The organism is Rhizobium sp. 10N414, assembly GCF_056394785.1.
On sequence record NZ_JBFTIN010000001.1, the window covers coordinates 149,704 to 162,049 of the forward strand.

Annotated in this window: 9 protein-coding genes, 1 tRNA gene and 1 pseudogene; 8 read left to right on the forward strand and 3 right to left on the reverse strand. The window is 59.9% G+C overall.

All coding sequences use genetic code 11. The features are described from left to right. Nucleotides 1-135 precede the first annotated feature (135 nt). Nucleotides 136-1,362, reverse strand: coding sequence for a phosphate regulon sensor histidine kinase PhoR (gene phoR / locus AC1DE4_RS00780; RefSeq protein ID WP_477879820.1), 1,227 nt, complete (start codon nucleotides 1,360-1,362; stop codon nucleotides 136-138). A gap of 236 nt (nucleotides 1,363-1,598) precedes the next feature. On the opposite strand from phoR, the gene ppk2 reads away from it, so the two are divergent. Beyond that, nucleotides 1,599-2,480, forward strand: coding sequence for a polyphosphate kinase 2 (ppk2, locus tag AC1DE4_RS00785; RefSeq protein ID WP_169679090.1), 882 nt, complete (start codon nucleotides 1,599-1,601; stop codon nucleotides 2,478-2,480). Between the two features lies 1 nt (nucleotide 2,481). On the opposite strand, the gene AC1DE4_RS00790 is transcribed toward ppk2, so the two are convergent. After that, nucleotides 2,482-3,669, reverse strand: a complete 1,188-nt coding sequence (locus AC1DE4_RS00790; RefSeq protein WP_169679094.1) for a hypothetical protein — start codon at nucleotides 3,667-3,669, stop codon at nucleotides 2,482-2,484. A 254-nt stretch (nucleotides 3,670-3,923) separates the two neighbouring features. On the opposite strand from AC1DE4_RS00790, the gene AC1DE4_RS00795 reads away from it, so the two are divergent. The 7 genes and pseudogenes from AC1DE4_RS00795 (at nucleotide 3,924) to AC1DE4_RS00825 (ending at nucleotide 11,581) form a co-directional block, all read left to right on the forward strand. After that, complete coding sequence (locus tag AC1DE4_RS00795; RefSeq protein ID WP_112665862.1) at nucleotides 3,924-4,883, forward strand: NAD(P)H-dependent flavin oxidoreductase; 960 nt, start codon at nucleotides 3,924-3,926, stop codon at nucleotides 4,881-4,883. A 128-nt stretch (nucleotides 4,884-5,011) separates the two neighbouring features. Further along, a tRNA-Thr gene (locus tag AC1DE4_RS00800) sits at nucleotides 5,012-5,087 on the forward strand. Between the two features lie 266 nt (nucleotides 5,088-5,353). Beyond that, nucleotides 5,354-5,508: pseudogene (locus AC1DE4_RS00805) on the forward strand (SOS response-associated peptidase); the annotation flags it as partial. Between the two features lie 359 nt (nucleotides 5,509-5,867). Further along, nucleotides 5,868-6,083 (forward strand): hypothetical protein, encoded by a 216-nt coding sequence (locus AC1DE4_RS00810; protein WP_018857635.1) that lies wholly within the window; start codon nucleotides 5,868-5,870, stop codon nucleotides 6,081-6,083. 1,018 nt (nucleotides 6,084-7,101) lie between these two features. Further along, complete coding sequence (locus tag AC1DE4_RS00815) at nucleotides 7,102-7,353, forward strand: hypothetical protein (protein WP_477879461.1); 252 nt, start codon at nucleotides 7,102-7,104, stop codon at nucleotides 7,351-7,353. A 558-nt stretch (nucleotides 7,354-7,911) separates the two neighbouring features. Beyond that, the gene (locus AC1DE4_RS00820; RefSeq protein ID WP_477879463.1) at nucleotides 7,912-8,859 is read left to right on the forward strand and encodes a polyphosphate kinase 2 family protein; all 948 of its coding nucleotides are present in this window, start codon (nucleotides 7,912-7,914) and stop codon (nucleotides 8,857-8,859) included. Continuing rightward, entirely contained in the window at nucleotides 8,846-11,581 is a 2,736-nt protein-coding gene (locus AC1DE4_RS00825; RefSeq protein WP_477879465.1) for a cation-transporting P-type ATPase, read from the forward strand. The genes AC1DE4_RS00820 and AC1DE4_RS00825 overlap by 14 nt, the downstream gene beginning before the upstream one ends. A gap of 80 nt (nucleotides 11,582-11,661) precedes the next feature. On the opposite strand, the gene AC1DE4_RS00830 is transcribed toward AC1DE4_RS00825, so the two are convergent. After that, nucleotides 11,662-12,117, reverse strand: coding sequence for a carboxymuconolactone decarboxylase family protein (locus AC1DE4_RS00830; RefSeq protein WP_477879467.1), 456 nt, complete (start codon nucleotides 12,115-12,117; stop codon nucleotides 11,662-11,664). Nucleotides 12,118-12,346 lie beyond the last annotated feature (229 nt).

Sequence of the window (12,346 nt, forward strand, 5' to 3'; positions counted from 1 at the left end):
CATCAGCGGCCCGCTCTCTTTAGCCCCTGATGCCCGGAGCTTTTATGTCATTTTCACGAAACATTTGTGACAGATTAAATATATGAAATCATTATACAAAGAATGCGATCCCGCACGATTGATCGCAGTTTTATGTCAAAACCGCACGGTGAAGCTCGTTCCCTTGCCGACTTCCGACTTGACGATCAAGCGCGCGCGGTGCCGCGTCAGGATATGCTTGACGATGGCAAGGCCCAACCCCGTGCCTTTCTTCGAGCGGCTGTCCTCGATGCTCACACGGTAGAAACGCTCGGTCAGTCGCGGCACATGCTCGGCCGGAATTCCCGGTCCCTTGTCGACAACCGTGACCTCCACCGGCTCGCCCGGCGCATTCTTCAGGAACACATCGACGGTCTTGCCCTCCTGCCCATATTTGCAGGCATTTTCCATCAGGTTTTCAAAAACCTGGACCAGTTCGTCGCGATCGCCAAGCACCTCTGCCTTGCGCAGCGGAAGATGCAGCACGATCTCAACGCCGACATCGTTTGCGAGCGGTGCCAGCGAGTCCCTCACATGGCCGAGAAGTGGAACGAGATCGACCTTCTGATCCGGGGCGATATGTGACTTGAGTTCCAGCCGCGACAAGGACAGGAGGTCGTCGACAAGACGGCTCATACGAGTGGCCTGATCCAGCATGATGCCGAGAAAGCGCTCCTGCGCCTTGCCGTCATTCTTCGCCGGACCCTGGATAGTCTCTATGAAGCCGCGCAGGGACGCGAGTGGCGTGCGCAACTCGTGGCTGGCATTGGCGACGAAATCGGAGCGCATGCGGTCGATGCGGCGAACCTCGGAAATGTCCCGGAAGGAAAGCACGAAGAAACGCTCATCAGCCGGCTGCTGTTCGTCAAACTCCACGGGGGCGCTGCGGACGATGTAAACGCGCTCGGATGGCAGGCGTTCGGAGTGCTCGATCTGGTTCGGCGCGTTGGTTGCAATCGTTTCGCCGACCATGTCGAGGATGCCAGGCGAGCGCAGGCGAGCGGAAATATGCGCACCAATGGCGGCCTCGCCGAAAGCCTTTTCGGCCGCGCGGTTCTGGTAAAGCACCGAGGCATCACCGGAAAGCACCATGACGGGGATGTCGAGCGCGGCAAGCGTCGCGGCAACCTGGGCCAAGCGGTTGCCGGGCGCTTTGATAGTCTCGGGAACTGGTTCCAGCTGGACTTTCGGGAGGGCGGCCGGAACCGCGTGCCACAACGCCGTGATGATCATTAGCAACAGAAGACCGAGCACGACCCACTTGTTTGCGCCTGCAGCCAGAGCAATCAGGGCAATCAGCAGAGCCACGAGCAGGACGGGACGCTCCTGCCGAATGCGTGCAATCAGGCTTCGTGTCCATGGCGCTTTGTCTTCCAACTGCCCCTCGCGGTTTCGGCTCGTACTCTTATCTTCAAACTCTGCCTGATAGCCGTGATTCATGACAGAAGTTTTCGCCTGCACACGACACGCGGAAAGGCTTTGGTGCGAACACACAGAAATTTCCACGATCCGCAAGACATTTGATTTTCAACAGGAAATATGGTCGCCTGTATGCGACGAAGTTCACCGGAGAAGAAGCCATGGCCGATGATGTCGAAAGCAGAGCCGTCGAACTGGACATCCGCGGAGAGAAGCGCGTCTTTGATGTCGACAATGCCGTGCTGCCGGACTGGGTTGACAAGGCGGCTTTGGAATCCGGCGGCTATCCATACGACAAACACCTCAAGGAAGAACAATACCTTGAAGAACTCAAAAAGCTGCAAATCGAGTTGGTCAAGGTGCAGTTCTGGCTGCAGGCCACCGGCAAGCGGGTCATGGCGCTTTTCGAGGGACGGGATGCGGCGGGCAAGGGCGGCGCGATTTCCGCCTCATCGGCGCACATGAATCCCCGCCTTGCCCGGGCGGTCGCATTGGCCAAGCCCACCGATCGTGAGGCCGGGCAATGGTATTTCCAGCGCTATGTCGCGCAATTCCCGACCGCGGGCGAGTTCGTACTCTTCGACCGGTCCTGGTACAATCGTGCCGGCGTCGAGCCCGTCATGGGCTTCTGCACGCACAAGCAATACGAAGATTTCCTGAACCAGGCGCCTCAGCTTGAGAAGGTCATCGCGCACGAGGGTATCTTCTTCTTCAAGTTCTATCTCGATATCGGCCGCGAGATGCAACTGAAGCGGTTCCACGATCGGCGCCACGACCCGCTCAAGGTCTGGAAACTGTCGTCGATGGACATCGCAGCGCTGACGAAATGGGGCGACTACAGCGAGAAACGCGACCGGATGCTGAAAGAGACACATACGGAATTCGCGCCCTGGACGGTCATTCGTGCCAATGACAAGCGTCGCGCCCGGCTAAACCTGATCCGGCACATGCTGAAGACGATGGATTATGACGGCAAGGACAAGGATGCCATCGGCAAACTCGATGACAAGATCATCGGCTCGGGTCCGCATTTCCTGAAATAGCCTATTGCCCCGGCAGGATTCGGATAGCGTAGAGGTTGATGCCGCGCGCCTTGCCGTCGACATCGCTGTTGATGATCAGACGTCCGGCGGCGTTCGGCGCCAGCGAGCGATCGAAGCGGACCTGGAGAAGCACATCCGACTTCTGCCGGGTGACCGAGAAACGGTGACGGGCGCAGTCGCCGAGCGACTGGAAATCGCATTCCACCGTAACCTGAGTTGGTTCGTCGGACGTCGATTGCAGCGTGATTGCAATCGTCGAGGACTTGCCGGCCAACTGCTGAAGGACATCGGCGGGAACGCTGATGCTGATATTGCCGTCGCTGTCGTTGCTCTGCGAGATCAGGCGGACCGCGGTGCCCTCGTTTTCCGCAACATTCTGAATTTCCGCCCGTGCACCGGTCTTGATCTTGTCCGCATTGGACGGCTTGAAAACCTCAATCCAGTCGGCGGAGAAGGAGTTCTGCGGGTCGATCGCAACCGGCGCCGCATTGCCGCCTGCGGCACCGCTGTCGCCACTGTTGTCCGCGCCGTCGAAGTCTTCCGGCTGAGTGCTCGCCGGCGGATTGGCAACGCTTGTATCTCGTTCCGCAGCGGTCTTAAGCACGCCCGAGGTGTATACCCACCACGCACCCATGCCGATGAAGGCAAGGAGCACGCAGGCGACAAGCAGTCGGGAGAAAAACTTGCGCGGCTTGCGTCGAACCGCGGCGCGCTCCGGCCGGAAATCCATCTGCGTGGGCTTTCGCTCCGCCGCTGGCGATTCAGCGACCGGCTCGGCGCCAAGATGATTGCCGCTCCCGGCATGGACGCCGGCGAGGCTGGATTCATCGTCGAAGCGTGGGTCGGTAACCGAATGCTCACGGGTTTCGCCGCCAATCGAAACGTTCGCGACTTCTTCCTCTGCCACATGATCAGCCGGCCTTGGTACTTCCACCACGGGGGGAACAGCAACTTCCGGCGGCCCCTGGCGCGGATGAAGGCGTTCGCGCTCCTCCGCTTCGATCATATGGATCGTCGTTTCGAGCCTGTGGCGATGATAGGCGACCGCTTCCGTCTCGGTGATGTCCTGCTTGCGGAGACCGGCTTCAAGAGCCTGACGCGCGGACTGATAAATCTTTGCACGGACTTCGGGATTGTCGCGATCGGCATTGCTGAGCGCCGTTTTGATAGCCGTTTCTAATCCGCTCACGTCCGGTCCTTTACTCTGAGACTGGGCTTTGTACTTAACAATTCGTAAATGCGGTAGCCGCTGCCGCCGCAAATCGCAAGCCTCACCCGGTGTCCGGGTTCGCATCGGCAGGGGATAACGCAGGAGACCCTGACCGTCCTATGTCCTTGCAACAATAGCCGATATTTGAGGAATCGATAGAGCGCACTTTTCCTCTGTCAAAGTCTCTGCTATCACATTGACGTTTTCGTAAACGTCAATTCCTACGGTGTCCCATGGCCCTGCCTCCGATCCTGACCCAGAATCTCAGATTGCCGGTCGTCGCCTCCCCGCTCTTCATCATTTCGCACCCGGCACTGACGCTGGCGCAGTGCAAGGCTGGGATCGTTGGCGCCTTCCCGGCCCTGAATGCGCGGCCGGAAAGCCAGCTCGACGAATGGCTCGCCATTATCACCGAGGATCTCGCCGCGCACAACGCCGCGAACCCCGAACGGCCAGCGGCTCCGTTTGCCGTCAACCAGATCGTCCATATGTCGAACAAGCGGCTGGAGCACGATCTGAGGCTCTGCGTCAAATATAAGGTGCCGGTTGTCATCTCGTCACTCGGCGCCGTGCCGGAAGTGAACGCCGCGGTGCACTCCTACGGCGGCATCGTGCTTCACGACGTCATCAACAATCGCCATGCGAACTCAGCCATCCGCAAGGGCGCGGACGGGCTGATTGCCGTCGCAGCCGGTGCCGGCGGCCATGCCGGCACGCTTTCGCCGTTCGCGCTTGTCCAGGAAATCCGCGAATGGTTCGACGGGCCGCTGCTGCTTGCCGGCGCGATAGCCAATGGCGGTGCCATCCTCGCGGCGCAAGCGATGGGCGCCGACATGGCCTATATCGGCACGCCCTTCATCGCGACCGAAGAGGCCCGCGCCTCAGACGCCTACAAGCAGGCGATTGTCGACGGCATGGCGAACGACATCGTCTATTCCAACTACTTCACCGGCGTGCATGGCAATTATCTCAAACCGTCGGTGAAGGCCGTCGGCCTCGACCCCGACAATCTGCCGGTCGCCGATCCCTCGAAAATGGATTTCGAACAGGCCGTCGGCGGTGCCAAGGCATGGAAGGACATTTGGGGCAGCGGACAAGGCATCGGCGTCATCAAGGCGATCGAACCAGTCGGCAAGCTCGTCGACCGGCTGGAAGCCGAATATGCGGCTGCCCGGACGCGGCTGTCACTCTAGAGATCGGCGGCGGATTTCCACAGCACCGTTCTTTTTTGCCGAAGAGCCGACAGGGCGCTTGAAATCTTCAAACAATGCCTGTATCAGCCCATGCAAATCGCGGGCCGCATGGTTCGGCCGCAGGGATTGCCGCTTTAGCTCAGTCGGTAGAGCACATCATTCGTAATGATGGGGTCACGTGTTCGAGTCACGTAAGCGGCACCATTCTTTCCTTGATAAATCAAATAGTTATCAAGGGTCGCGCTCCACCAAGCCCGTTGCAATTCATCACTGTCACACCACGGTCACAGCATGAGGTTTTGCAATGGCGACCATCCGTAGGCGCAATGGAAAGTATCAGGTGCAGGTCCGCGTTCAGGGCTGCGCCCCACTCTCCAAGACATACAGCCGCCTCGAAGACGCAAAGACTTGGGCACAGCTCACGGAGGTTGAGGCCGAGCAAATCGGCTTGCCCGCCGATCCCCGCACCGCCGGAACCCGATCCCGTCGACCTTATGAAGCCCTTTCCGGCCGGAGTCATGAAGATGTGGCCCGTCGGCAGAAAGGTCGGCTTGCCGAGGAACGACACGCCCGACGCCTTGACGAGATTGATCCAGATCCAGATCCAGAACCAACAATGGTCTAGCTGGCCTCAAATGGGCGGCATAGCTGGGCCGAAGCCGCAGGATCGGGAGAGAAGCTCAGGCGTTGCCTCCGAAGAGCTAAGCTTCTCTCCCTCTGGCATTCGAGATTTCGTCCTGTACAGGATGCTCGGTCCCCGCTGCGCCCTGTTTAAGCCGCACCGTTCGGTTTGCCATGCGGGAACATTAGCGATCCCGGAAATAATTGAAACAAGTTTCTGAGGTGCGTGAAGGACGACTCCTACGGCAGTGACGGCGGAGGTTGACGCACGGCCAAATCGAGGAGGCTGAAGATATGGTTGACCTGCCGAACTGGCAGTACATCATAGGCCATGTTTGTCGGTGCTTTACGAGGATGTGAGCAATGACCCCTGCCCGTTTCACGGAATGCCTTCTTCATATCCGGTGGACGCCGATCAATCTGGCATCGGCCCTGCAATGCGACCTTTCATGGGTGGAAGCGCTGGAGGCCGGGAACGCTGAAGTTCCAGCTGGCTTGGCCTCGTGGCTCGAAACGCTTGCTCAAGCTCACGAGGCGCTTCCTCCGCCGACCACATATCGCGGCAAACACTCGGAATGACCCGCTACCCTGCAAAGCATTAAGTTCGCGGACGACGTCGGCTGACCGAAGATCAACTGGCAACCGTCCCGCGGCGGGCGTATGATAATCGTGTTACCCGTGGGAGCGTACACCGGCGGGTTGCTCGGCGGTGGCCCTGAGGTTTATGGCAGCCCACCAGCACGGCCCCAGGGTCTTCGCTGAGTGTCGAACCAGCAGTGGGGCCCTTTTCTTTAATATTAGTCATTCCTAAATACTAAATTAACCCTGAACTCTTAGCTTCCGGCACGTTGCTTTTGGAGCCAGGACCCAGCCCCTCCAGAGCAATGGGGTGTGCGGTTGGGGCTCAAGGCGAATTTGCTTCGACCGCGCGCCCTCAATGCTCTTGTCCGAGCTGTCATCGAAATCGACCATGATGCCGTGACTCGTTTCCAGGGGGATAGAACCCCGGATCTCTCCACTACGCCCCGTACCACGTCGATATTCAGGTAAAGTGCCATGGCTGCGGGACACAGCGACCATTCGACAGAAACAGGCCTGCCGGATCGATTGAGGCAGGCGTATATTGATGAGATCCAACCTCGGTTGAAGTGCTCCGTGTGTGGAGCGAATGGCGGGGAAATGCTGTTCGGGCAATACGCAGTGAGGAAGAGCCGTGAACCGCTTCGAGATCCCCAGCATGATATTCGCCTTCCTCCTCGTCGTCGGCGCTTTAGCCTTGATCTGGATAGCCTTCTGGATGCTGGGAGCGTGGGTGTTTGGAGGATGAGACGTCAACTCCTTTGAGAGATCCGACGGCGTGCATTTTTCTGCTGACTAATATTAGTGGTTGCTGTAAAGTCGCTGGCGCCTCCCATGGAGCGGCCAGGAGGTTTCCGTGGCTGGCTGGATGGCCCCTTCGCGGAACCTCCCATGCCGCTCGGTCTGACATCATCAGTTCATACACCGCTGGCACTATGGGTGGTCCGTTTATAGCGGCCTAACTGCGTGTATGTGGTGGTCGCCGTTGCTGACAACCGCAATCCGAGGGAGAATGCCAATGAACCGCACTCTCATGGCTGCAACGACAGCCGCATGTCTTTCGACCTTCGCGCCAGGTACGGCCGCCCCTGTTTCATCGGCTGCTTCAAAGCAACCCGACCCGAAGGCCGTGAGCAACCAAAACGCCGCGCCCACCACGCAGCCGACCAATCGCTTTCTTACTCCCCGAATGATGGACCGCAAGCGCCCGATGAACCCGGTCTGTGACCATGGGTTTAAACCCGGCGCCCCTTCAAACTGTCATTACTGACGTCGCTGGCGATCAAAGCCCAGCGAGGTTCTAACACCTGCCGTATTCTGCCGACGGTGAACCGGAGGGATGGTCACATGTCCAATCACTCACGCGACAACTACCCGAGACAGCAGCAGGTGGATCAGCGGCAGCGGGGCAGGACCAAAAGCAGCGCCAGCAACAGCAAATCGAGGAGAAGTCACTCTCCACGAACTCTCTCAACGATAAGCTCGCGGTAGCCGGCAATTCCACACCCACTCAAGGTAACGCAGGAAACAGGGCCAACAAGAGCACCGCGTAGCCCGTGGCCGATCCTTCCGACCAATGGACATGGGCCACCGCTCTGAGCATCGCTTCGAGCGTAAGCGGCACCATTTCTCTCAGACAAATCAATTGTATGCCGGCCTGGAATAGGGGACCGCGGTAGTGATCCGAAAAAATGTCGTTGGGTCGCCAAGCCCCACACAGCACCATGTTTCCGTTCAGCGACAACGTGTGGCGACGCTCCCCGATTGACATTGGTTGCAAGCGCGAGCCTTCTTCTCCTGTAACGATCGTTCTTCCGGAGAAGCGTCAATGGCTCGGAAAGAAATCGTAGACGCCGTGAAGAAATACACGGATCCGTTTCGTGTCACCAACGGCAAGGATTTTCGCCTGCGGGACTTCGATCCCGGCGATACGCTGGGGCTCAAGATGGGCAAGCAGGAAGCGGCGCAACTTCTCGATCGCGGTTCGGAATGGCTCGCGATGGAACAGGATATTCTCTATGCGCAGGATTCCTGGTCCCTGCTGCTTGTGTTCCAGGCGATGGACGCGGCGGGAAAGGACGGTACGATTAAGCACGTCATGTCGCGGGTCAATCCGCAGGGATGCGATGTCATCTCGTTCAAGCAACCCTCGGACAAGGAGATCTCCCACGATTTCCTATGGCGCCATGCCAAGGCCGTTCCGGAGCGCGGGCGAATTGGCATCTTCAACCGCTCTTATTACGAGGAGGTGCTTGTGGTGCGCGTGCACCAGGAACTGCTCGAAGCGCAAAAGATCCCGCCAAACCTTGTCGGCAAAAATCTGTGGGAAGAGCGGCTCGCCGACATCGCGCGCTTTGAAGACTATCTGACGCGCCAAGGCGTGGTCATCCTCAAGTTCTATCTGAACGTCTCATACGAGGAACAGAAAAAACGGTTCATGCGCCGCCTCGACAAGCCCGAAAAGCACTGGAAGTTCTCCGCGTCCGATGTTCGCGAGCGACGATACTGGGATGACTACATGCAGGCCTATGACGACGCGATCCGCGCCACGGCCTCCGAGGGGGCGCCGTGGTTCGTCGTGCCCGCCGACACCAAATGGTTCACGCGCCTCGTCGTCGCGGCCGCGATTGTGGAGGCGGTGGAGAAGCTCGACCTCGAATATCCCAAAGTCACGTCGAAGCAGATGAAGGATCTAGCGGGGGCGCGCCAAGAGCTCGAAGCGGAAGGCTCGACGGGGGCTAAAAGCACCAGGAGGAACAAAAATGAGAGCGGATGACACCTCGGCTTTGGGTACGGATCCGGTGTCGTGGCATGCGATGCCGGCGGAACAGGTGGAAAGCCAGCTTCGCACGGATCCCGGGCGCGGCCTCGATGCCGACGAGGCCGCCGAGAGGCTGGGGGCTTACGGGCCGAACCGCCTGCCGCAGGGCAGGAAGAAGGGGCCGCTGATGCGGTTTCTCGCCCAGTTCAACAATATTCTCATCTATGTCCTCCTCGCGGCCGGCTTCATCAAACTGATGCTTAACCTGTGGCTCGACGCCTCGATCATCTTTGCCGTCGTCATTCTGAATTCGCTCTTGGGCTTCCTGCAGGAGGGACGGGCGGAAAAAGCGCTCGACGCAATCCGCGACATGCTGTCGGCGGAGGCGCGCGTTCTGCGAGGCGGAGCGACGCGCCTCATTTCGGCTACAGAACTTGTTCCAGGCGACATCGTCCTCCTGGAATCGGGCGACAAGATCCCGGCGGACATGCGCCTCATCGATGCCAAGAACCTGCGCACGGAGGAGGCAGCCCTCACGGGCGAATCTGTCCCGGCAGAAAAGACCACGGCCCTGGTACCCGACAAGGCAACCGTCGGCGACCGGGGAAACATGGCGTTTTCCGGGACCATGGTGGTTTCGGGCCGGGCGACCGGCATCGTTATCGCGACCGGCAGCCAGACGGAACTCGGCCGCATCAACCAGATGCTCGCGGACGTCAGTGCTCTTGAGACGCCGCTGCTGCGCCAGATCAAGAAATTCGGCTACGTCATCACGGCGGCCATCGGCATCATCAGCGTGTTGCTCTTCTCCTGGGGCCACTGGCTCGGACATATGTCCTTTGTCGAGCTATTCCAGGCGATTGTCGGCATCGCGGTGTCGATGATCCCTGAAGGTCTGCCCGCGCTGATCACGATAACGCTCGCCATCGGCGTGCAGCGCATGGCCCAGCGCAACGCGATCATCCGCCGTCTGCCGGCGGTCGAAACGCTGGGGTCCGTCTCGCGCATCTGCTCGGACAAGACCGGAACGCTGACCCTGATGGAAATGATGGTGGCCTCCGTCGTGACGGCGGATGCGGCCTATGAGGTCAGCGGCGACGGCTATGCGCCCGAAGGCGAGATCAAGACCGGCGGCAAGCCGGTCGGTGCTTTGCCGGACGTGCTCACGCTGATGGGCCGCGTCTCCGTGCTGTGCAACGATGCCGAACTCTTCGATGAGGTTGGAAAGTGGAAAGTGGAGGGAGACCCGACCGAGGGCGCACTCTATCCCTTCGCCACAAAGGTTGGCATCGAGCGTGCCGCGGAGGAGGCAGCCGCGCCCCGTATCGATGCGATCCCCTTCGAGTCGGAGCACAAATTCATGGCAACCCTCAATCGTTCGGCCGACGGCGAAATGCTTTTGGTCAAGGGCGCCCCTGAGGTGATCCTCGATCATTGCGACCGGCAGCAGGCCGCGACCGGTCCGGAGCCGCTCGATCGTGACTGGTTTGTTCGGGAAGGTGACCGGCTGGCTGCGCAGGGGGAGCGCGTCTTGGGCCTGGCATGGCTGCCGAACCCGGATCTCCGCGCCGGCAGCCTCGGGCCGGCGGATCTGCCGAAGACCCTGGTGTTACTGGGCTTCGTGGGCCTCATGGATCCACCCCGCAAGGAGGCGATCGATGCCGTGCAGGAATGTCATGGCGGCGGTATCCGGGTGACAATGATCACGGGCGACCACAAGATCACCGCGGCGGCAATCGCGAAGATGCTCGGCATCGGCGACGGGAAGACGGCCGTGGCGGGCACTGAGATCGAGGCGATGAACGATGCGGCGCTGCAGGAATGCGTGCGCGACGTCGATGTCTTCGCCCGCGCCAGCCCCGAGCACAAGCTCAGGCTCGTGAAGGCAATCCAAGCCAATCGTCAGATCGTCGCCATGACCGGAGACGGCGTCAACGATGCGCCGGCGCTGAAGAAGGCCGATATTGGAGTGGCGATGGGCATCAAGGGCACGGAGGTGACGAAAGAGGCCGCGGAGATGATCCTCGCCGACGACAATTTCGCCTCGATCTCGGCGGCCGTAAAGGAAGGCCGCACGGTCTACAACAACATCGAGAAGGCGATGCTCTTCCTGCTGCCCACCAATATCGCCCAGGGCGCGGTGATCGCGATCGCAATTCTGTTCGCCTTCACGCTGCCGATCACGGCGCCGCAGGTGCTGTGGGTGAACATGGTCACGTCGGTCGCGCTCGGTCTTGTCATTTCGTTCGAGCCCCATGAGGCGGACGTGATGACGCGCCCTCCCCGCTCGATCGACCGGCCGATCGTCACCGGTTTCGGGATCTGGCGCATTCTCTTCGTGGGCGCGGCGCTTGTCCTTTATACGCTGGTGGTCTTCTTCTGGATGAAGGGGCAAGGCGCTTCGGACCAGATGGCGCGCACGGCTGCCGTCAACGCGATCACGCTCGGGCAGGTCTACTACCTTTTCAACAGCCGTTACCTGCTCGATTCGTCTTTGTCCGTGCGTGCCCATCTGGACAATCCCTATCTTTGGTACGGCCTAGCCACGGTCGTGGTGCTGCAGATCCTCTTCACTTATGCACCGCCGCTCCACGCCGTGTTCGACACCGAGGCCTTGCCCCCTTCAGTCTGGCTCTGGCTCATCTTGGGCGGGCTCGCCTTCTTCCTCGTCGTGGAGATCGAAAAACTCGTCATTCGCTCTACGCCCGCGTTGAAAGACGCAGCGACCCGTCGGTAACGCGCACAAGAAGTTGGGTTGCATGGCGGCGCGGACGCCGCAGTCGCCGGGCGAACGGATTTGCCCGGCGAACGCTTGGGTCAGGCGGCGCGCTTGCGATCCGCTGGATGCTGCAGCCGAAAGCCGATTGCCAGGCGGTTCCAGGCATTGATCATTGCGATGCCGATCGAGAGCGCCACGAGTTCATCCTTCGAGAAGGCGTTTTGCGCGACCTCATAATCCGAATCCGGCGCATGGCCTTCAGCGACATTGGTCAGCGCCTCGGCCCATGTCAGTGCCGCCCGTTCGCGATCCGTATAGAGCTCCGATTCATGCCAGGTGTTTAACAAGAGCATCCGCTCTTCTGTCTCGCCCAGCTTCAACGCGTCCTGGCGATGCATGTGCAGGCAATTGGCGCATCCGTTTATCTGGGACACGCGCACCTTGACGAGCTCCATCAGCTTGGGATCGAAGCTCTTGGCAATCCACGCCTCCACGGCAACGAGGCCTTCTATGCCTCCGTTCTTCCTGGCCAGTATGTTCAAACGCTTGGTCATCATGCTCTCCGTGACATGAGTGATCGGGACGTTGCGCCCGGACAGGAGGTATCCCCGACATCGTGGATCATCCATCTGGCCGGTCGATGCGCCCGGCCTAACGCGGAATTCAGCAGACGCCCACCGATCGATCAGGCCTTCCACCGTTCGGGACACCCCTTCCTATACTTCGGCAGGAGATGAGCGCGTCCCCGGTAGAATGGTTCAAGACGGGGATCCAACGCATTGT